The sequence below is a fragment of the Aureibaculum koreense genome, from assembly GCF_034296135.1.
GTDB lineage: Bacteria > Bacteroidota > Bacteroidia > Flavobacteriales > Flavobacteriaceae > Aureibaculum.
Genome location: NZ_JAXKVV010000003.1, coordinates 81,799 through 102,752 on the forward strand (window position 1 = coordinate 81,799; position 20,954 = coordinate 102,752).

At 33.8% G+C, this 20,954-nt stretch carries 16 protein-coding genes; 6 read left to right on the forward strand and 10 right to left on the reverse strand.

Annotated elements, in window-relative coordinates:
- Positions 1-69: 69 nt before the first annotated feature.
- Positions 70-768, reverse strand: coding sequence for a RadC family protein (gene radC, locus UMM65_RS04155; protein WP_321975216.1), 699 nt, complete (start codon positions 766-768; stop codon positions 70-72).
- Positions 769-837: 69 nt separating this feature from the next.
- On the opposite strand from radC, the gene trkA reads away from it, so the two are divergent.
- Complete coding sequence (gene trkA, locus UMM65_RS04160; protein ID WP_321975217.1) at positions 838-2,187, forward strand: Trk system potassium transporter TrkA; 1,350 nt, start codon at positions 838-840, stop codon at positions 2,185-2,187.
- A gap of 18 nt (positions 2,188-2,205) precedes the next feature.
- Positions 2,206-3,723: a TrkH family potassium uptake protein gene (locus UMM65_RS04165; RefSeq protein WP_321975218.1), complete on the forward strand. Its 1,518-nt coding sequence runs from the start codon at positions 2,206-2,208 to the stop codon at positions 3,721-3,723.
- Between the two features lie 58 nt (positions 3,724-3,781).
- Here UMM65_RS04165 and UMM65_RS04170 read toward each other — a convergent pair whose 3' ends face one another.
- The 3 genes from UMM65_RS04170 to UMM65_RS04180 form a co-directional block, all read right to left on the reverse strand.
- The gene (locus UMM65_RS04170) at positions 3,782-5,272 is read right to left on the reverse strand and encodes a RagB/SusD family nutrient uptake outer membrane protein (protein WP_321975219.1); all 1,491 of its coding nucleotides are present in this window, start codon (positions 5,270-5,272) and stop codon (positions 3,782-3,784) included.
- Positions 5,273-5,276: 4 nt separating this feature from the next.
- Positions 5,277-8,417 (reverse strand): SusC/RagA family TonB-linked outer membrane protein, encoded by a 3,141-nt coding sequence (locus tag UMM65_RS04175; RefSeq protein ID WP_321975220.1) that lies wholly within the window; start codon positions 8,415-8,417, stop codon positions 5,277-5,279.
- A gap of 231 nt (positions 8,418-8,648) precedes the next feature.
- Positions 8,649-10,181, reverse strand: a complete 1,533-nt coding sequence (locus UMM65_RS04180; RefSeq protein WP_321975222.1) for a helix-turn-helix domain-containing protein — start codon at positions 10,179-10,181, stop codon at positions 8,649-8,651.
- Between the two features lie 249 nt (positions 10,182-10,430).
- Between UMM65_RS04180 and UMM65_RS04185 the strand changes: the two genes are divergently transcribed.
- Together UMM65_RS04185 and UMM65_RS04190 are read left to right on the forward strand one after the other, a co-directional pair.
- On the forward strand, positions 10,431-10,754 hold the full coding sequence (locus UMM65_RS04185) for a hypothetical protein (RefSeq protein WP_321975223.1): 324 nt from the start codon (positions 10,431-10,433) through the stop codon (positions 10,752-10,754).
- A gap of 102 nt (positions 10,755-10,856) precedes the next feature.
- Complete coding sequence (locus UMM65_RS04190) at positions 10,857-14,330, forward strand: methylmalonyl-CoA mutase family protein (RefSeq protein WP_321975224.1); 3,474 nt, start codon at positions 10,857-10,859, stop codon at positions 14,328-14,330.
- A 159-nt stretch (positions 14,331-14,489) separates the two neighbouring features.
- Here the strand turns inward: UMM65_RS04190 and UMM65_RS04195 are convergent, their stop codons facing one another.
- Complete coding sequence (locus tag UMM65_RS04195; RefSeq protein ID WP_321975225.1) at positions 14,490-15,737, reverse strand: MFS transporter; 1,248 nt, start codon at positions 15,735-15,737, stop codon at positions 14,490-14,492.
- Positions 15,738-16,039: 302 nt separating this feature from the next.
- On the opposite strand from UMM65_RS04195, the gene UMM65_RS04200 reads away from it, so the two are divergent.
- Both UMM65_RS04200 and UMM65_RS04205 read left to right on the forward strand, forming a co-directional pair.
- A complete protein-coding gene (locus tag UMM65_RS04200; protein ID WP_321975226.1) occupies positions 16,040-16,660 on the forward strand; it encodes a DUF1684 domain-containing protein in 621 nt (206 codons plus the stop codon).
- Positions 16,650-17,588, forward strand: coding sequence for a pyridoxal-phosphate dependent enzyme (locus UMM65_RS04205; protein ID WP_321975227.1), 939 nt, complete (start codon positions 16,650-16,652; stop codon positions 17,586-17,588). Before UMM65_RS04200 ends, UMM65_RS04205 begins: the two co-directional genes overlap by 11 nt.
- Before the next feature lie 20 nt (positions 17,589-17,608).
- Here UMM65_RS04205 and UMM65_RS04210 read toward each other — a convergent pair whose 3' ends face one another.
- The 5 genes from UMM65_RS04210 to UMM65_RS04230 all read right to left on the reverse strand — a co-directional run bounded on the left by UMM65_RS04210 (position 17,609) and on the right by UMM65_RS04230 (position 20,889).
- Positions 17,609-18,151 (reverse strand): hypothetical protein, encoded by a 543-nt coding sequence (locus UMM65_RS04210; protein WP_321975228.1) that lies wholly within the window; start codon positions 18,149-18,151, stop codon positions 17,609-17,611.
- A 76-nt stretch (positions 18,152-18,227) separates the two neighbouring features.
- A complete protein-coding gene (locus UMM65_RS04215) occupies positions 18,228-18,761 on the reverse strand; it encodes a hypothetical protein (protein WP_321975229.1) in 534 nt (177 codons plus the stop codon).
- 106 nt (positions 18,762-18,867) lie between these two features.
- Positions 18,868-19,236 (reverse strand): fluoride efflux transporter CrcB, encoded by a 369-nt coding sequence (gene crcB, locus UMM65_RS04220; RefSeq protein WP_321975231.1) that lies wholly within the window; start codon positions 19,234-19,236, stop codon positions 18,868-18,870.
- 4 nt (positions 19,237-19,240) lie between these two features.
- A complete protein-coding gene (locus UMM65_RS04225) occupies positions 19,241-20,338 on the reverse strand; it encodes a BT_3928 family protein (RefSeq protein ID WP_321975232.1) in 1,098 nt (365 codons plus the stop codon).
- Positions 20,335-20,889 (reverse strand): DUF1599 domain-containing protein, encoded by a 555-nt coding sequence (locus UMM65_RS04230; protein WP_321975233.1) that lies wholly within the window; start codon positions 20,887-20,889, stop codon positions 20,335-20,337. The genes UMM65_RS04225 and UMM65_RS04230 overlap by 4 nt, the downstream gene beginning before the upstream one ends.
- Positions 20,890-20,954 lie beyond the last annotated feature (65 nt).

Genomic DNA, 20,954 nt, shown 5'->3' on the forward strand with positions numbered 1-20,954 from the left:
CCAAAACCTCTTTCTTCCGTGTTCTATCTTAAAAAACACTCAACTGACCACTCTGAACTGGATTAGAAATTACATCAAATTGTTATCTGCAAAGCTAAAGTAATCTTTTTCGGTTATTATTAAATGATCCAGCACTTTTATATCTAAAGTTTTACCGGCATTTTGTATTTTCTTAGTTAAATCTGTATCCGCCTTGCTCGGCTTTAAGTTACCCGATGGGTGATTATGGCTAAGAATAACCGCAACGGCGGAAAGTTCCAATGCTTTTTTAAATAGCATTCTAACATCTACCAAAGTACCCGTTATACCACCGCTGCTCAATTTATTCTTATAAATAATTTTATTGGAATTGTTTAAATATAATAACCAAAATTCCTCATGTTGCAAGTCGCCTATAATAGGTTGCATAATTTCAAAAACGGCTTTACTGCTAGAAATTTTTGGCTTTACCAAAGCCTCTTCCAAACGTCTTCTTTTTCCTAATTCTAAAGCGGTTATTATCGTTATAGCCTTTGCTTCGCCTATTCCCTTAAATTGCATAAGATCGTTTACGGATAATTTACCCAATTCGCTCAAATTATTATTTGCATAAGTTAATATCCGTTTTGACAGATCAACGGCACTTTCCTGCCTATTGCCCGAGCCTATTAAAATAGCGACCAATTCTGCATCTGACAAAGCATCTTTACCTTTAATAAGCAATTTTTCCCTTGGTCTGTCATCTTCTTTCCAATTTTTAATTGAAGTGGCTTTCTGTTCTGAATTCATTAATTAAAATTTCTCTAAAGATATAAAAGAAAAAACAATACTTTTGTTACTCTTTTAATATGATTAACAATGAGAATTATTATTGCAGGAGCTGGTGAAGTCGGATTTCATTTAGCAAAATTACTCTCTTTTGAATCTCACGACATTACACTTATTGATGAAAAAAGAGATCGCTTAAACTATGCCGATCTGCGTTTAGACATTAAAGTATTAAAGGGCAATGCAACTTCAATTAGAATTCTAAAACAGGCTGACGTAAAACATACGGATTTGTTAATTGCAGTAACTTCGAATGAAACTGTTAATATTACCATAAGTGCACTTGCCAAAAGGCTGGGAGCAAAACAAACTATTGCCAGGGTAAGCAACTCTGAATTTATAGATAACAAAAACGAAATTAATTTTTCCGAATTTGGTATTGATGAATTGATTTCTACGGAAGAATTGGCCACCAATGAGATAAGAATGCTTCTAGATCAGGCAGCGTTTAACCACATGCACGAATTTGAAGATGGACAATTAAGCCTATTGGGCATCATACTATCTAAAACCGCACCTTTTGTGGGTATGTCCGTTAAGGAAGCTGCAGCCACTTTTCCAGAAATTCATTTTATGCCTCTTGCCATTCAGACCGACAATTCCAACAATAGTATTATTCCCCGTGGTGACACTGTTTTTAAAAGTGGAGATTTGGCTTATTTTATAACCGTTAAAGAAGGTGTTAACGGTTTGTACAAACTGACCGGAAAAATAAAGGAGCCCGTTAAAAACGTAATGATATTGGGTGGGAGCTCAGTTGGCAGGAGAGCGGCCAAACAATTGTGTAGCAAGCATTTAAACGTTAAGATTATAGAAAAAAACAAAAACAGGGCTTTAGAACTTGCCGATAGATTACCAAATGCCCTTGTGGTACACGGAGATGGTAGAGATATTGAATTATTAATGGAAGAAAGTATAGAAAGGATGGATGTTTTTATAGGTGCCACCGATAGTTCAGAGGCAAATATTATGGCATGTCTAATTGCTAAATCCAAAGGAGTGAAAAAAACAATTGCATTGGCAGAAATTATAGATTATTCCAAATTGTCCCACTCAATTGGTATCCATAGCATTATCAATAAAAAGTTATTGGCGGCCAATAGTATTTTTAAGCATGTCAGAAAAGGCGATGTATTGGAAATTGCTACACTTAATAATTTGGATGTTGAAATAATGGAATTTCAGGTTCGTGAAGGTTCTAAAATAACTACAAAAGACATACGTGATTTAAACTTCCCGAGAGAAGCTACCATTGGTGGAGTAATTAGGGATGGAAAGGGTATGATCGCTTTGGGTGATTTTAGGATTAGAACCAATGACAAAGTAGTTGTCAGCTGTTTGTCAGAGATAGTTAACAAAGTTGAGAAATTTTTTGCATAAGATTACGTTACATCAACAATGAAAAACTTAAATATAAAGATCATTTTTCAAATGATGGGGTTTCTTCTCATTTTCAATGGTCTTTTTATGTTAATTTCTGCTGGCATAAGTTATTTTTATGAGGATGGAGCTACTCAAGGAATATTTTTCGCAGGTGTAATAACAATATTAGCGGGTGTTATTTCCAGATTCACAACTAAGAATTTTACAAAAAAAATCAATAAACAGGAAGGTTACATTATAGTTACTCTTGGATGGGTTTTAATGTCGTTATCTGGTTCTCTCCCTTATCTATTTTCTGAATCTATCCCTACCTTTACCAATGCTTTTTTTGAGACAATTTCAGGCTACACCACAACTGGAGCTTCCATTTTAAATGATATAGAAAGTATGCCCGAAGGCATACTATTTTGGCGAAGCACCACCCATTGGATTGGTGGTATGGGTATTATCGTTTTAACAATTGCCGTTTTACCGTTGTTAGGTATTGGCGGCATGCAACTCTTTGCTGCCGAAGCACCAGGCCCTTCAGCTGATAAATTACATCCACGGATTACTGATACTGCTAAAAGATTGTGGTATATTTATTTAGGACTTACAGTTACAGAAGCTGTACTATTAAAAATAGCAGGAATGAGTGTTTTTGATGCCGCAAATCATGCTATGAGCACACTTTCTACGGGTGGATTTTCTACTAAAAATGCTAGTATTGCCCATTGGAACGACCAACCATCCATACAGTACATAATAACAATATTCATGATTTTAGCGGGGACAAATTTCGTGTTGAGCTATTTTGCATTTACTGGAAAAATTAAAAAGATAATAAAAGACGAAGAATTTAAAACCTATATATTCAACGTTATAATAATCGGTATTATAGTTGGTCTCATCGTTTTTTTCAGGGCAGACGTCTCTAAAGTTGCCACGGAAACACAATTAATAGCTCACCCCATGGTAAACGGAGAATTGGAAAGTGCGTTCAGACATGCTTTCTTTCAAGTTGTAGCAATTATTACCACTACGGGTTTTGTTTCTGCTGATTTTACTACATGGACACCTTTTTTAACCACTTTATTTTTTATATTGATGTTTTTCGGTGCATCCGCTGGATCAACCTCTGGTGGGGTTAAATTTGTTCGCCATATTATAATGATTAAGAATGGCATAATAGAATTTAAGCGTTCTATGCACCCAAGTGCCATAATACCTGTACGTTACAATGGCAAAACGGTTTCTCAAGATATTGTTTTCAACATAATGGCGTTTTTTATTTTATATCTTATTTTATTTGCCCTCGGTGCAGTCGTATTTGGAATTATGGGATTGGATTTTGTAACTGCTTTAGGCGGTTCTGCCTCATCATTGGGTAATGTTGGCCCAGCTTTTGGTCAGCTGAGTCCAGTTAATAATTTTAACGCTTTACCTACAGCGGGTAAATGGTGGTCTGCATTTTTAATGTTACTGGGTAGGCTCGAATTATTTACCGTATTAATACTTTTTACACCTTATTTTTGGAAAACAGGTAAATTTTAAAATAAAAAATCCACCTTAAATTAATAAGATGGATTTTTGTAAAATTGGGGAATATAAATTATTGAGGGTTTTGAACCATATTAGGATTGGCGTCCAACTCTTCACGAGGTATTAACCATTCCCAACGAATATCACCAGCAGGGATTTCTAAATTATTGTCTGCCAACGCTGCACTATGATTAGCACCGGTTCTATCTAATGGTAGGTTCAATCTTTTTAGATCTAAAAATCGGAATCCTTCGCCCCAAAGTTCAATTCTTCTTTGGATCATAATCTCATCAATCAATGCTTGACCTGTATTGGTTGATAAAGTATAAGCATCATCTCTAGTAGTTACCAAGTCAAAAAGTGCTTGAGCAGCGTCACCATCATTTCCACTTCTCGCCTGAGCTTCAGCTTCGATTAAATACATTTCCGCAGCTCTCATATGAGGCACATCCATACTACTATCACCATTACTTGCAGCCAAAAACTTTTGATTGGTATATGGAAATCTTTGATGAGAATCTAATAATGATTTTCCTGATGGAAGATTCAAATGCTCCCCAGTTGGGTCAAACAAACTTTTTCTAACATCGGTATCGGAAATCATGTCGTACAACTTTGAGTTTATGGATCTAGGATTGCCGCGAATGGCGGAAGAACTAAAATTTCTGGAAATATAAGCACCATAAGTACCGAACCCATCATTTTGATCTGATTGAACTTGACTGGCCCACATAAACTCCGGATTACTTTCAGATGAACTTTGAAATCCTAAAGCATAAGTAGCTTGATCCATCAAGCTAAAATCAGCTCTTGCTTCTTGAGCCATTTGAATAGCGGTAGCCCAATTACCCATTGTCAGAGCTACTCTTGCTTTTACGCCTTTTGCTACTGCTTGATTTATATGAGACTTATTAGCCCTAGATAATCCGTCTAAGGCCACTATAGCAGCATCTAAATCGTTATTAATTTCGGTATAAACTTCCTCAACTGTATTCCTAGCTAATTGTTCTTCCAATTCACTTTTTTTATAAGGTACGCCTAATTGAGAATTTCCACCACCAGGTACATATCTACCGCCATAAGTTTGCACCAACTGATAGTGGGACCACGCTCTATATACCAATGCTTGACCCAAAATTTCGTTTTTTTCTTCTTCAGGTCCTTCAGCATCTACTATACCGTTAATCAAAACATTAGCGTTTGCTATGATTATATAGTATGATCTCCATGGAAATTCGGCATAAAAATCAGTATCACTTCTTCCAGCTGTCCACTTATACACTCTATTGTGCCATTGCTCCCTGTGCACTACTTGGTCTTCGCCCAGTAAATCCATATGTATATAAATACCTCCTATACCACAATTTCCTTGAATATCGTTCCAACGTGTGTATAGCGACCTATGTATTCCATTCACCACCGATTTTGCCGTGGCTGTGGTTGCTACAGCTTCACTTGCAGATACTTGATCTGTAGGAACCGTCTCTAAAAAATCTTCTTTACAAGAATTAAGAACAAAAATTCCTAAAACCAGTATTAAAATAAACTTTAATTTTTTCATTCTTTTATAATTTTAAATTTAAACCAAATGACACTATCCTTGACGGAGTATATACATTTGTAGTATTACCATTAAACTGTTGTTGAACATTAAGCCCTTTACGAGCATTAATAGAGAAAACATTTTCTGCCGTAGCATATAGTCTCAAATAGGATAATCCTATTTTCTCTGCTACATCATCATTAAATGTATAAGCAAGGTTTGCTTGTCTTAAATTCAAGTTTGAAGCGTCCGTTAACCATCTATCCGAAGTAACATCCCACTGCGATGCGGAAGAAGCATCCATCCTTGGCACGTTGGTAATATCTCCCGGTTGCTGCCAACGATCCAAAATATCAACATGTTTTGCCTCTCCATACGTTCCAGCACTCATAATACCTTGATAATTTCCATCTAAGGTTTCACCTCCCAGTTGATATGTAAACAAAGTTGACAAAGAGAAGTTCTTATACTTAAATTCATTGGTTATAGATCCTGTTAAGTCAGGAATGGCAGAACCCGCATAATGAAATTTAGCATTGCTGGAAGAGGTTGTTACCGTTACACCATTTACCGTTCTAACATTAGACCCAGTTGGGTCATCAGCAACAAATAAACCTGCACCATCACTTGGGTCAACACCATACCAGTCTCTCAACCAATAATCAAATAGGCCTTTACCAACTTGCAGTTTTTTAGTACCGTTGATAATTTCTCCTTGAGGTAATTCTGTAAATTCATTTTGAATAGTAGCTGCATTTATATTAATATTCCAAGAAAAATTTTCGCTCTTAACGATATCGGCCGACAAACTAACTTCAATACCTCTATTAAATAAAGTACCAATGTTTTGTAGCTTGCTGTCCGCACCATCAGAAAAAGCAACTGGAACATTAAATATCAAGTTTTGCGACTCTTTGTTATAATATTCCACAGAACCCCTGATTCTATTAAATAGACCAAATTCCAAAGCAACATCAAAATTTGCACTAGTTTCCCATTCTAAATCTGGTGCTCCTAAGCTTGACCTTATTATACCAGGCTCATTTTGGTTATTATTATCTAAAGCAAAAGTGGCCTGAGCCGGATAATAATCAGCTACAAAAACATTGTTAACCTCTTTTAGAATTCTGCTATTGCCCAACTCACCATAAGAAGCTCTTAATTTCAATTGATTTATCCATGAAACATCACTTATAAAATTTTCCTTATCTATACTCCAAGAACCTCCTAAAGACCAAAACGTACCCCATCTTTTTTCATCTGTAAAACGAGATGAACCATCGGTACGGATAGAACTACTTATAAAATATTTGTTATCGTAATTATAATTTAATCGTCCAAAATAACTATCATCGGTAGCCTCATCTCTTTGAGATACTAAATCAGTAGTTTCTACAAAATTGATTAGCTCTAAATTGCCTGCTGCAATTTGCGTTCTGCGTGTTCCGTTCAAATCGTCAATCTCTAATCTTTGACTTTCATGACCACCCAGTACTTCAAAATTATGCACATCATTAAAAGACTTTGTATAATTTAACAATTGATTGAAACCTACTGTTCTGGTTCTTACAAATTGTCTAAACCCTAAACCAGTAGGTGCACCGTCACCTATTATTGTATTCCAGAAAAATGTGTTGTAGAAGTTATCTTCTTCATAACTAAGGTTAGTTCTGAATGTTAAACCTTCAGCCAATGTTATATCTGCATAGGTTTTTAAGTTGATGGTTGTTATTTCATCAAAATCTACATCTAACTTTCTTTCGAGAACAACATGCCTACCTGTACTTGCCCCACTTGGTCTATTATCATTAATGTCAAACTTTCTATTTCCATTTTCATCGAGTATAAATGCACCGGTAACAGGGTCATGTTCATAAATAGGATAAATAGGTCCCATTTGTCTTGTAAAACGAAAAGCATTTCTAAAACTGGTATTCGTTCCCAAATTACTTTGATTACTATCCGATTTACCCCCAGCAAAGTTACCTCCTACTTTTAACCATTTTTTTGCTTGATAATTTACATTGACTCTAGCCGTAAATCTTTCAAAATCAGATTTTGTTATATAACCTTCTTCATCTAAATAACCAAAAGACGCAAAATAATCTGCATTTTCTGTTCTACCTTGATAACTTATATCTGCTGTTCTTCTAATACCTGTTCTGGTTATGGCACCTTCCCAATCAAAATCATCATATAACAATGATGCATTTGGATTTAATTGTCCGTTGGTTCCTACTATCTGATCATTTGGAACGTTGTAAGGGTTGTATCCTAAAATTCCGAAAATACCATCACTAGCAGCTTGATTTGCCGCATCCAAATCCGCCTGACTACTTACTCCAGGTATTGCGGAAGTATTTCTTAATGCCTCCCACATAACTGGATAATAATCATCTGCATCAATTCTATCGTATTCAGGAATAGATCTATCTACAATACTTGTAGATATATTTACAGAAAGTTGCCCTTTACCTGTCTTACCTCTTTTAGTAGTAACCAATACTACACCATTTGTTGCTTTATTTCCGTATAAAGCGGTTGAAGAAGCATCCTTTAAAATTGTAATATTGTCAATATCATTTGGATTTATACTAGACAAATTACCATTAATAGGAATACCGTCAACAACATATAAAGGTGCATTTGTGGCTGTAAAAGAGCCAAAACCTCTAATTCTAATACTTTGTCCTGAACCTGGTTCTCCGCTAGCAGTAGCGATTACACCTGGCGAAGCACCTTCAATAGCGGTAGAAAGGTTCGTAATAGACCTTTTTTCAATGTCTTCCGTTTTAATTTGGGTAACAGCACCAGTTAAAGCTTCCTTACTAGATGTACCATAAGCAACAACAACAACTTCTTCTAAAAGATTATTGTTTTGCATTGTTACGTTAATGGTGTTGGATGATCCTACTGTTTTTTCTTGAGTTAGCATACCTGCAAAACTAAAGACAAGTACATCGCCTGTTTCCGCCTGTATGGCATAATTACCATCAAAATCGGTTTCGGTACCCGTAGTGGTGCCCTTAATAATAATACTTACTCCAGGTAAAGGTCCAGATTCATCCGTTACGTTACCAGTAATTGTTCTTCCTTGAGCATAAAGTAGCGAACTACTCAGCATAGCAAGAAAGAAACATAAATTGTAAAACTTACATTTCATAAATTGAATATTTGAGTTAATAAAAAATTAAAGAATGCCAAACGAAAAAGAATCAGGAAAACAATTAATTCAAATAATCTTCTTTACATGAAAACAAAGTTTAGTGGATTCTTTATTTTTTTAAGAAGTAAGTTATCCATCAACTAGATGTTCAGCATTCAGTCGCAAATGAAGTTAAAATGTTAAATTTTGAAGGAAAGGCTTATAATATTTTTCTTAGCCGAAGTATTATTACTTAAAATTTACTTTAAAAATTGTATTTGGCTTGTTTTCGTTAAAGTTGTTAATGAATTGTGAAGGTGTGGTACCGGTAACATCTTTAAAAGCTTTGTTGAAAGTAACTTTATTATTATAGCCTACATCATAAGCCACATCAATAATATTCAAATTATTATTCTTGTCATTTTTAAAAATCTCTACTGCTTCTTGTATTCTAAATTTATTGATTAGATTAAAAAAATTCATATTAAAATGCTCATTAATTACTTGTGACGCACTGTGCCTATTTGTTTCCAACCGCTCTGATAATATTTCTAAACTAATATTGTTTATTTTATAGATTTTTTCCTCATATAGCAATTTTAATAATTGCCCTTTAAGTTCATTCGAAAAGCTTTCTGTTAATCCTGATTTTTGATATTTTAATACGTCATAGAACAAATGCTTTTTACTGAAAACACTAGGTTGTACATATGCTATATAGCCTACATACAATACCGTAATTGACAATAAGAATGTTTGAGGGTATATAAAAACAAATGCCGATTTAAATATTAAAAACACGCCATAAGCAGCATAAACAAGAGCATATGCCGAATTCAAAATCATTAAATTTCTTTGCCATTTTAAAATTTCTGTTCTGGGTTTTGATTTTTTATTAAAATTTTTATGGTATAACCTAAACACCAGATATCCATAACCAATCAATGAAATTGACTTGATAATTATTACAATAACCAATGTTGAGTGAAAAATACTATTTCTATTTAATAAAATGTGTAATTTTTCTTCCGCTGTCAGCAAATAGTTCGGTAATAAAAATAGAAGTAAGATAAGAGTTGGCAATAAATGTAATATGTCTAAAGGTTTAAAGATATACCTTTGTGATATTCTTTTATAATAGAAATAAAGCAGAGGACCATATAAAAATGAAAATGAAAGTGTTATTGAAAACAGATTTGGAAAATTATAAACATAGTTTGATAAAAATAAGCATAAATTTATCATAAATAAAGAATGCATTAATACAAACAAACTGATAAGAATATTAGCTGTTATATCTCCTTTCTTTCTTAAATTTAAAACTATTGATATAAATACTCCTATTAATCCTGTAGCAAAAAAGAATAAAATCCATACATTTAGTTTAGGTCTATATTTACCAATTGTATGTTGATATTCATCAGACTCAAATATCTTTTCAAAAGAATCATTATCCAAAATTTTTAAGTCATGAGATTTTTTAATATATTTTTCTACATAATGGCTGGCTTTAGTTGAATTATTTAAATGACTATAGCTTATTGCTAATATTTTTAAATCTTCTGCCGATAAAATTGAATCACTCTTATTCTTATTATTATAGGTCTCGATTATTTTTTGAGCATTTTGCTGATTAACAGGAGACTGGTTATAGCCAAAATACAAACTATCAATCAGTTTTTTTTCTTTTGAATAATTTAAATTTTGATCTTCAAAATTTAAAGAAAAACTACTGACATAAATAAACAAAAATATTATTTTAACCATCTTAGATATGGTCATAAGACAAGATAGATTATTTGAATAATTAATAGTTAGTCTAAAATTAAAATTTAACTAGGCATAAATTTGTTAATGCCTAGTTAAAAAAAAGCCAAAAAAGTAAGTGCCGATAATCTTTTACTTAAGACGAGCCATTTTAACTGTTAACTTCTTGTTTATAAGTTAAAAATACTTAAAAGGCTGAAAAATAATTATTTAGTAATTTTAACGTTATAAAAAGTAGGCAATCCCCTAAATAAAAAAATTTTAATGATATTATTTTCAAGATTCTTAATTCCTAAAAATTATACTGGTTTGGCCATATATCCTTTTATTTTTTTAAAGAATAGATCATTATCAAACAACTGGGTACTGATAAATCACGAACGTATTCACTTGAAACAACAGTTGGAATTATTATGGGTATTCTTTTTTATATGGTATACCTTGGAGTTTTTATTTCATTTAATCCGATTAAGAAATTGGACCGCTGCCTATAAAAATATAAGTTTCGAAAAAGAAGCTTATGAAAATGAAGGAAACCCTAACTATTTAAATGAACGTAAATTCTGGTCTTTTATAAATTATTTATAAAAACTTCTTGAAAGTCCTAAAATATCGACTTTTCACTTCCCCTTTCATCTCTGTTTTAATTAAAAATATTTGTAAATTGCCATATAAAACATCAAATTTTTCATGGAGCAAGTTCCCGTTTATAAACCCAAAAATAAAATTAGAATTGTAACAGCCGCTTCTCTTTTTGATGGGCATGATGCTGCCATTAATATTATGCGTAGAATAATTCAAGCTACTGGCGTTGAGGTTATTCATTTGGGGCACGATAGAAGTGTAGAAGAGGTTGTAAATACTGCTATTCAAGAAGATGCAAATGCCATTGCGATGACTTCTTATCAAGGCGGTCATAACGAGTATTTCAAATACATGTTTGACCTTTTACAAGAAAAAAATGCTCCACAGATTAAAATTTTTGGCGGCGGCGGGGGTGTTATTTTACCTGAAGAAATTAAAGAATTGATGGATTACGGCATTGCCAGGATTTACTCACCTGACGATGGTAGAAAAATGGGATTGCAAGGTATGATTAACGATATGGTGGAGAGGTGTGATAGAAGCCCCCACCTAGCCTCCCCCTCAGGGGGAGGGACGTTAGAACTACTGAAAAACAAGGATATAAATACTATTGCTCGGTTGATTACATTAGCGGAAAATGACTACGACAACTACAAAATTTTATTCGATAGTCTTTCCCCTGAGGGGAAATGCCCAAAGGGCAAAGGGGCTATTTTAGGAATTACAGGAACTGGTGGTGCTGGAAAATCATCTTTGGTTGATGAATTGGTACGACGGTTTTTAGCAGATTTTAAGAATAAAACATTGGGAATTATCTCTGTTGACCCTTCGAAAAGAAAAACAGGCGGAGCGTTGTTGGGTGATAGAATTAGAATGAACTCCATTAAAAATGACCGTGTATATATGCGTTCATTGGCCACAAGGCAATCCAATCTATCACTTTCAAAAAACGTTTCAGATGCTATCGAAATCCTTAAAATGGCGGAATTTGATCTCATCATTTTAGAAACTTCTGGAATTGGGCAATCTGGAACGGAGATTATCGAGCATTCAGATATGTCGTTGTATGTTATGACTCCCGAATACGGTGCGGCTACACAATTGGAAAAAATAGACATGATAGATTATGCCGATGTTATCGCTCTTAATAAATTCGATAAACGTGGGGCTTTGGATGCTTTACGCGATGTAAAAAAGCAATATCAGCGGAATCATAATCTGTGGGATGAAAATCCTGATTATATGCCTGTTTTTGGTACTATTGCTTCTCAATTTAATGATCCAGGTACAAATTCGCTTTATAAAGCAATTATCGACAAACTCAATGAAAAAGTAGATGTTAAACTTAAAAGTACTTTTAAAATAACCGACGAAATGTCGGAAAAACAGTTTATAATCCCACCAAATAGAACGCGTTATCTTTCTGAGATTACTGATAATAATCGGAATTATAATCAGCGGTGTCTAGAACAAAAAGATGTTGCTCAAAAATTATATGGGATTTATAAAACCATTTGTTCGGTTTGCAATGTTGATTCATTAAATAATCAAAAGGGATTTCTTACTGAGAATGGTCTTGATGAGAAGAAGATTTTGGAAGAAACTAACAATGATAAGGATATTAGTTCTCAACTGTTAAAGCTACTTTTTAAAGAATTTTCTAGAATAAAAACAGACCTAAATCCTCAGAATTGGAAAACAATTTTAAATTGGGAAAAGAAAAAGCAAACCTATAAAAATCCTATTTATTCTTTTAATGTAAGAGATAAAGAAATAAAAATTGAAACCCATTCAGAATCCTTATCTCATTTACAAATTCCGAAAATAGCCTTACCAAAATATGAAGCTTGGGGCGATATACTACTTTGGAATTTACAAGAAAATGTGCCAGGAGAATTTCCTTATACTGCAGGAATTTATCCCTTTAAGAGAACTGGCGAAGACCCTACAAGAATGTTCGCTGGCGAAGGTGGTCCAGAACGCACCAACAGACGGTTTCATTATGTGAGTTTAGACATGGACGCTAAGCGTCTTTCAACCGCTTTTGATTCAGTTACTTTATATGGAAATGATCCCGATTTACGCCCGGATATTTACGGTAAAATTGGCAATGCAGGAGTTTCCATTTGCTGTTTAGATGATGCTAAAAAGTTGTACTCAGGCTTTGAATTGACCAACCCAATGACTTCCGTTTCTATGACCATTAATGGCCCAGCACCTATGTTGCTAGGATTTTTTATGAATGCCGCAATTGACCAAGAATGTGAAAAATATATAAAAGCCAAAGGTTTAGAAAAAGAAGTGGAGAAAAAAATTGAATCTATTTATAAAAAGAAAGGTGTAAAACGTCCAGCTTATCAAGGCGAATTACCTCAGGGCAATAATGGTTTAGGGTTAATGTTGCTTGGTGTTACTGGAGATGAGGTGTTGCCAAACGAGGTTTATCAAAAAATTAAATTAGAAACCATCTCTAAAGTTCGAGGTACAGTTCAGGCGGATATTTTAAAAGAAGATCAAGCTCAAAATACTTGTATATTTTCAACAGAATTCGCCCTGCGATTGATGGGCGATGTACAAGAATATTTTATAGAAAACAAGGTTCGGAATTTTTATTCTGTTTCTATTTCAGGGTATCATATTGCGGAGGCAGGTGCCAATCCAATTTCACAATTGGCATTTACCTTGTCCAATGGTTTTACTTATGTGGAATATTATTTGTCGAGAGGTATGGACATTGACAAATTTGGCCCAAACCTTTCCTTCTTTTTCTCAAACGGAATTGATCCAGAATATGCCGTAATCGGTAGAGTTGCCCGTAAAATTTGGGCTAAAGCTATGAAATTAAAATATGGTGCTAATCCTAGAGCACAAATGTTGAAATACCATATTCAAACTTCTGGACGCTCATTGCACGCCCAAGAAATTGACTTTAACGATATAAGAACTACGCTCCAAGCATTGTATGCCATTTATGATAATTGCAACAGTTTGCACACCAATGCTTATGACGAAGCCATCACAACACCAACCGAAGAATCGGTACGTAGGGCAATGGCAATTCAATTGATTATCAATAAAGAATTAGGTTTGGCAAAAAATGAAAACCCAATTCAAGGGGCGTTTATTATTGAAGAATTAACAGATTTAGTAGAGGAAGCCGTGTATGCAGAATTCGATAGAATTACTGATAGAGGGGGCGTTTTAGGAGCAATGGAAACCATGTACCAACGTTCTAAAATTCAAGAAGAAAGTTTGCATTATGAAACGCTGAAACACAATGGTGATTTCCCCATTATTGGTGTAAATACTTTTTTAAGTAGCAAAGGTTCGCCAACTATTTTACCGCAAGAGGTAATAAGAGCTACAGAAAAAGAGAAGAAAAATCAAATTGAGGTGGTTAACAATCTGAATAAAGGTAATACCGAAAAATCGACAGAACAACTCAAATTATTACAAGAAAAGGCAGTCAAAAACGAAAATATTTTTGAACAATTAATGGAGGCTACCAAAGTTTGTTCTTTAGGTCAGATTACACGTGCTTTGTTTGAAGTTGGCGGAGAATATCGAAGAAATATGTGAGTAGAGAACCACTTTTCGCTTTTTGCGAAAAGTGCGTAAATCAATCATCCCGATGAGGAACTACATCGGGATCTCGAATTTTTCACTACGGCACTTCATGAAAAAACTTAGAGGTCGCTTATCCCGAACGACTGACAAGGAGATTCGGGGTCTAATAATTTAGTCTGGAAATTCTAACTTCACCAACCGCTCTTGCCTCGCTACAACTTTTAACCAATATAACAAGAGCAAGCATCCTAACGTTAATACCGTCATAATATACCACGTATTTTCATAACCAACATTATCCACAAATTGTAGCCCCATATTATGACCGAATATGTGGGCTATGGAGAATGAAACGGTATATAAACCCATATATTCACCTTGCTTACCCCCTTTGGCCCTTTGCATTACAAAGGCGTTAGAGAAGGGAAACAATATCATTTCACCAATAGTCATCAACACCATCCCGAAAACTACAATACCTACCCAATTGCTAAAATTCAATATCAAGAGACTACCACCCATTAAGGCTGCACCAAAAATCATTAACCCAACTATATTTAAATTGCGATTTTCCAACTTTTTAATTAATGGCATTTCCAATACAAAAATCAAAAAACCGTTGAGCCCCATCAATAAACCAATATGATATTCAGACAATTGTTGCACATCTTTATAGTAAAGCGGGATAGTTGAAAAATATTGTAAGAATACAAATCCGAACAGCACCATAGCTGCAAAAAAGATAAAAAACAATTTATCACTATATACCGACTTTGGGTTTTCTACAATCAAATTATCCAAAATTCTCGAAGCTTTAGGCTGTAAAACAATAACCAACAATATTGCGGCCAAGACACACGTAACACCATCAATCCAAAAAAGAAAACCATAGCCAATTTTTGTTATAATCAACCCACCGATTGCTGGCCCGCCTGAAAAACCCAAATTAATTGCCAATCGAATTAAAGTAACTGAACGTGCTTTATTTTGGGGTTTACTGTATGCATTTAACGCAACGAACATAGCAGGTCTAAAAGTATCTGCAACCAGCATAACCAAAAAGACACCTATACAGATTGAATAAAAAGTATCTAAATATTGTAATCCTATAAATAGAAATCCAGTACCAATTAAACTAAAAAGCATTACTTTATAATAACCTACTAAATCAGTAAGTTTACCTCCTATCCATGAACCAAGGACAGAACCTAAACCAAAAGCAGTCATTACCCAGCCCACTTTACTCAATGTAAAACCCATATGCTTGGTTAAATACAAAGACAAAAACGGAATAACCATTGTACCCGCCCTGTTTATAAACGTTATAAGTGCCAACCACCAAACTTCTGTTGACAAACCTTTAAAGGTATCAACATAGGGTTGAATAATTTTTTTATTTAAGTAGGTTAGTAGATTCATTAATCTAAATATTTAACCCGAGTTTGAATCGGGTTTCCTTTTCACCTCTCCTTCGGAGAGGTCAAAACTGCATTTTTCTTGCGGTTCTGGGTGAGGAAAAAACAAAAAACCCGGCAGCTTGCCGGGTTTTTAAAATATGATTTTTTTATACCAATCAATTTATAACACACCCGTAATTGCTCATTCTTGAACAAATAAACTGGACATATTTAATTGAGGTGTACATTATTCTTATTTTGTGATTTGTCAAAGCTACAAAATATTTTTAATAATCATTATATTTACAACAAATTCCAGTTTTTATGCAAAGGCATATTTTATTATTTCTATTGATAATCTCGTCAGTTGCTTGTTCCCAAAAAAAAGTCATATTTAATGATTATGTTGCCTCCATCAAGGACTATCAGCAAAATCAGAATCTGGAATTTAGAGATAAAAATAAATCACCGTTAACAGAAGAGGACAGAAAAAAATTTAAAGGCTTGGATTTTTTCCCAATCGATTCTACTTACAAAGTAACGGCAGAATTCAAATTATACGAAAATCCAAAAACCTTTGCTATGCCAACTACTACAGATAGATTACCTTTATATAGAACCTATGGTGTAGCTGTTTTTACCTTAAACGGGCAAAAATTGGCCTTGCATGTCTATCAAAATCAAGATATAATACAACAACACGATTTTGAAAATCATTTATTTATACCCTTTAATGATGAAACCAATGGGAAAGAAACTTATGGTGGCGGACGTTTTTTAGATGTTGAAATTCCTAAAGGGGATACTCTTATTATAGATTTTAATACAGCCTATAATCCGTATTGTGCTTATAACCAAAAATACTCCTGCCCTATTCCACCCAAAGAAAATGACTTGGCTATTGCTATAAAGGCAGGTGTAAAAAATTATAACTATGGAAATTAAAGAAGACATTTTAGAAAGTTACAACAGAATTCTCCCCTACATACATAATACGCCAATAATAACTTCAAAGACCATAGATAAAATGGCAGGAGCTGAATTGTATTTTAAATGTGAGAATTTCCAAAAAATGGGGGCTTTTAAAATGCGAGGGGCAACCAACGCTATTTTACAATTATCTCCTGAGCAAAAACAAAAAGGTGTGGTTACGCATTCGTCGGGTAATTTTGCACAAGCCCTGGCATTGGCAGCAAAAAATTTAGGGGTTAAATCTTATATTGTGATGCCCGGCAATGCCCCCGAAGTAAAAAAAAGTGCCGTTAGGGGTTATGGTGGAGAAATTACGGAATGTGAACCAACTTTAGAAGCCCGAGAAACAACAGCCTCAAAAATCCAGCAAGAAAAAGGAGCAACTTTTGTCCACCCGTTCAATGATTTTAATGTTGTACTTGGTAACGCTTCCGCAGGAAAAGAATTATTGGAAAAACATCCAGATTTGGATTTTATAATTTCCCCAGTTGGCGGCGGCGGATTGGTTTCCGGTACTGTTTTAAGTGCCATGGCGTTTGGCAATAATTGCAAAGTAATTGGTGCAGAACCTTTTGCAGTTGACGATGCTTACCGCTCTATGGAAAGTGGAAAAATAGAACACAATTCAACTACCGATACTATTGGTGATGGACTTAAAACTTCATTAGGCGACATTACTTTTAATCTCATCAATAACCATGTTGAAAAAATTATCCGGGTTATTGAAGAAGAAATTGTTGCTGCCATGCGATTGATTTGGGAACGTATGAAAATTATTGTTGAACCTTCCAGTGCTGTGGCATTGGCAGCGGTGTTAAATTCAAAGTCTGAATTTACCAATAAAAAAGTTGGCGTTATCCTTTCTGGTGGAAATTTTGATTTGAAGAAGTTGCCTTTTTAATTAATTTGTAGCTCAAAATTTTACTTCATCTTCATCATAGCTTCCAAATAATTATGTGTATTTAAATATTCTTTTTTGAGAGCTTTTAAGTAATTTAATATTCCTTTTCTTGAAGGGTAATCTGACTTAAGACAATCTTTCATATTTGCATCATAAACAAAAAGTGCTAAATACCAATTGCCTTTACGTGTGAATTGAGAACCTTGTAGCATGGGGTCAAGTCCCTTATTTTTAAGGGTAGCATCAACAGCAATAGGTAGTAAATTTATAGTTTTAGTTGGAATTTCTACTTCGTAAAATGACATGTAAAACTCTCCGCCTTCAACATGAATAGGTACATTATACTCAACCGTTTTATGGTTTAATGAATATTTTGTATTGATAAAATTATAAAATTCACTGGCATCTTTTGGGTCTTCAAATACAAATGCCTCATCTCTGGGTAAATGTTTCTTAAACTTTTTCCCAGTAGTCAACTTATAATCTTCAATTGTTGGGGCAATCCGTAAAGGAATACAAGAGGAAATTAAAAATAAAATAAGGGAAAAACAGATGTATTTCATGGGTATTAAACTTTGATTAATTGTATCAAATTTTATACCATGGATCTAGCTTCTAAGTTAAAAGTTTTTTTAATTATTAAACACCTAAAATCTTGGCATCTACAAAAAATTCTGAATGAATATCAATATGGTGGTCGGTTGTAATAACTTCATCCGTAACCGCTTTAACACGCAAAGAAAATTTATCTTTTTTGATGTAGTCTTTAATATCAACATCTATGGTTTTTAAGTCGAGGACTTTACCTGCCGATGAGGCTACGTCTTCATTATATGCAATTTCCAATTCTTGAAGACCATCTGCTACAATAAATATTTTAATGGATTCCAAAAAACTAAAATCCTCATTTTCAGGTGAAGTCAACGTAAGTTTTAATACTCTAAGTCGAATATCTTCTATTAAATCTTTATGCGTATTGTTAGATTCAAATTCTGATTCTGAGTTACTTTCCATTTCTGGAGTATTCAATACAAATGGTAAATTAATTCCAGTTGATGAAGGTATGGTCATGGAAGAATCATAATCCATCGTGAATTTAGTGAGATTATCAATTTGATCGCATGAAATTACACTAACAACCGCCAATATTAAAATGAAAAAATGCCTTTGCATAGTTTAAGAATTACTGTTCTATTGGATAAACGTAATTCTGTGTAGATTATTTCAAAAGATTCTTGGCTTCACTGTGTTTAGTTCTGAATGACAAATACTGTTTAATTCAACTCTTAACTAAATACATTCCTAAAAAAACAGCAGCAAGACCCAAAACAAAACTACCAACAGCATACATAAAAAAACTGGCAAAATCACCCGCTTTTAAAAATACATAATTTTCATAGGCAAATGTAGAAAAAGTAGTAAAACCGCCACAAAAACCCGTTGCTAATAACAATGTTTGGTTTTGAGACAAGGTGTCATTTTTTAATGCCAATCCTAAGATAAGACCAATTAACAAGCTGCCAAGCACATTGGCCAAAAAGGTACCATAAGGAATTCCGGTAGTTTCACTGTTGAAGTATTTGGCCAACAAGAAACGAGCAATGCTACCAAAACCTCCACCAATAAATACCAGTACTAGTTGTTTCATAGTATCATAGCTTTACATTATCGGCATCATTGGCATTCCATTTTCCGGTGATTGTACCTTTATCTAAAATCATAATTCCAGGATTGGCCCGTATCATTGTTTTTAAAGTAATATCATCACAAAACAATACATCAAAGTCTAAATTATACTCATTTTTTAGTTTTAAAAAATCCTCTTCTTTGCTGGAAGACATGGCATAAACGTCATAACCTTCTTGCAATGCTTTGGTAGAAAATTCCTTAATTTTTGGCAATAAGGTTTTATCCGTTTTGTTTAAATTATGCATTATAATTAAAACCAATTTTTCCTTTTGCATTAAAAATTCAGTAAAATCAACACCATCACGTTCCATAGTAAAATCGTGAATGGGTACTTCATAACCTTTTTCAATTAATACTGTCTTTCTATCCACGAAAGTGGCACCTTCAATTTCCCAAGGTTTTTCAGCAGTAGTATATTCTTTATCCTCACCGTTAACGTTGTAAATCCAAGTGTCTTCATAAACATCCTGTTTTGCCCCTTCGGGAATTACCATTCCGTCAGGAATATTGTTTCCAATAGCATAAGGTCTAAAATCAATCAACGGTAAATGTTGTAATACATAATACGCTATGTACATAAATACCATAAGTGACCCAAAAGAAATCCATTTTACTATATTTTTACTAAATATTGGCTTGATGTTTTTTAAATTGAATATTAACAGAACAATTAGTCCGATAAGAACAACATTTTTATAAAAAGTTTCCCAAGGTGTTAATTTAACGGCATCGCCAAAGCAACCACAATCGGTTACTTTATTGTAATAGGCGGAATACCACGTTAAAAATAAAAATACGAGGGTCAGAATTAACAAACTCCATACGGTGATTTTGGGCTTGAAACCTATTAACAACGTAACACCCAACATAATTTCAGCAAGAATTAAAATTACCGAAAAAGGTAAAGCATAAGGGCTTAAAAATTCCAAATTTAAAACACCAGCTGCAAAATAATCTTGAAATTTATAAGCGGAACCCAGCGGGTCTATCAATTTTACAAATCCTGAAAATATAAAAGTTGCTGCTACTAAAAATCTTGCGATGTGGGTTATAAATTTCATTTTTTATCTGTGTCTTTTTCACTCATTAAAATCAATGCAAAAACCGAATAATTAATCATGTCTTGATAGTTGGCATCTAAACCTTCAGAAACCAATAATTTTCCTTTGTTATTTTCAATAGACTTTACGCGAAGTAATTTTTGCAGAATCAAATCGGTTAAAGAACTTACACGCATATCACGCCAAGCCTCACCATAATCGTGATTCTTATTCTCCATCAAAGATTTTGTAATGGCGATATGCTTGTCATAAAGCTCTTCTGTTTCCTTTGCGGATAAATCAGGTTGATCTGCGACTCCTTTTTCTAATTGAATCAACGCCATTACACAGTAATTTATAATACCCATAAATTCCGACATTTCTCCCTCATCAACCTTTTTAACCTCATTTTCTTGTAGATTTCGAATACGTTGTGCCTTAATAAAAATTTGATCTGTTAACGATGGTAATCGTAAAATACGCCAAGACCTGCCATAATCTGTCATTTTATTTATAAAAAGTTCACGACATTTTGCAATTACGGCATCGTATTTTTCTGAAGTTTGGTGCATATTGTGTTACTGTTCGTTCTAAGTAGCGAATTTATCAATTTCTATTGAAATTTTTAGTTATTAGG

Coding starts and splice junctions, on each gene's coding strand:
- UMM65_RS04190 (WP_321975224.1), top strand. CDS start 10,857: ATGGAGCAAGTTCCCGTTTATAAACCCAAAAATAAAATTAGAATTGTA.
- UMM65_RS04175 (WP_321975220.1), bottom strand. CDS start 8,417: ATGAAATGTAAGTTTTACAATTTATGTTTCTTTCTTGCTATGCTGAGT.
- UMM65_RS04225 (WP_321975232.1), bottom strand. CDS start 20,338: ATGAAATTTATAACCCACATCGCAAGATTTTTAGTAGCAGCAACTTTT.
- trkA (WP_321975217.1), top strand. CDS start 838: ATGAGAATTATTATTGCAGGAGCTGGTGAAGTCGGATTTCATTTAGCA.
- UMM65_RS04195 (WP_321975225.1), bottom strand. CDS start 15,737: ATGAATCTACTAACCTACTTAAATAAAAAAATTATTCAACCCTATGTT.
- UMM65_RS04165 (WP_321975218.1), top strand. CDS start 2,206: ATGAAAAACTTAAATATAAAGATCATTTTTCAAATGATGGGGTTTCTT.
- UMM65_RS04185 (WP_321975223.1), top strand. CDS start 10,431: ATGATATTATTTTCAAGATTCTTAATTCCTAAAAATTATACTGGTTTG.
- UMM65_RS04205 (WP_321975227.1), top strand. CDS start 16,650: ATGGAAATTAAAGAAGACATTTTAGAAAGTTACAACAGAATTCTCCCC.
- UMM65_RS04200 (WP_321975226.1), top strand. CDS start 16,040: ATGCAAAGGCATATTTTATTATTTCTATTGATAATCTCGTCAGTTGCT.
- crcB (WP_321975231.1), bottom strand. CDS start 19,236: ATGAAACAACTAGTACTGGTATTTATTGGTGGAGGTTTTGGTAGCATT.
- radC (WP_321975216.1), bottom strand. CDS start 768: ATGAATTCAGAACAGAAAGCCACTTCAATTAAAAATTGGAAAGAAGAT.
- UMM65_RS04230 (WP_321975233.1), bottom strand. CDS start 20,889: ATGCACCAAACTTCAGAAAAATACGATGCCGTAATTGCAAAATGTCGT.
- UMM65_RS04170 (WP_321975219.1), bottom strand. CDS start 5,272: ATGAAAAAATTAAAGTTTATTTTAATACTGGTTTTAGGAATTTTTGTT.
- UMM65_RS04210 (WP_321975228.1), bottom strand. CDS start 18,151: ATGAAATACATCTGTTTTTCCCTTATTTTATTTTTAATTTCCTCTTGT.
- UMM65_RS04215 (WP_321975229.1), bottom strand. CDS start 18,761: ATGCAAAGGCATTTTTTCATTTTAATATTGGCGGTTGTTAGTGTAATT.
- UMM65_RS04180 (WP_321975222.1), bottom strand. CDS start 10,181: ATGACCATATCTAAGATGGTTAAAATAATATTTTTGTTTATTTATGTC.